Here is a 289-nt window from a genome sequence, read left to right as displayed (position 1 = left end):
GGCTGGATCACCTCCTTAATCGACGACAACAGCTGGCTCATGAGCTCCCACACGAATTGCTTGATTCATTGAAGAAGACGATTGGGTCTGTAGCTCAGTTGGTTAGAGCGCACCCCTGATAAGGGTGAGGTCGGCAGTTCGAATCTGCCCAGACCCACCAATTATGGGGCCATAGCTCAGCTGGGAGAGCGCCTGCCTTGCACGCAGGAGGTCAGCGGTTCGATCCCGCTTGGCTCCACCACCTTTGGTGCTCCATCGTTGTCAAAGCTTAGAAATGAGCATTCCATCG

At 54.7% G+C, this 289-nt stretch carries 2 tRNA genes; both read left to right on the top strand.

What is annotated here, in order from left to right:
* The first annotated feature begins 83 nt into the window (after positions 1-83).
* Positions 84-160, top strand: a tRNA-Ile gene (locus IFU31_RS21600).
* Positions 161-165: 5 nt separating this feature from the next.
* A tRNA-Ala gene (locus IFU31_RS21595) sits at positions 166-241 on the top strand.
* The last annotated feature ends 48 nt before the right edge of the window (positions 242-289 follow it).

This window comes from Pseudomonas sp. CFBP 13602, from assembly GCF_014842725.1.
Lineage (GTDB): Bacteria > Pseudomonadota > Gammaproteobacteria > Pseudomonadales > Pseudomonadaceae > Aquipseudomonas > Aquipseudomonas baltica.
Note: the sequence above shows the minus strand (reverse complement) of the source record. Positions and strands in the feature narration are given on the sequence as shown.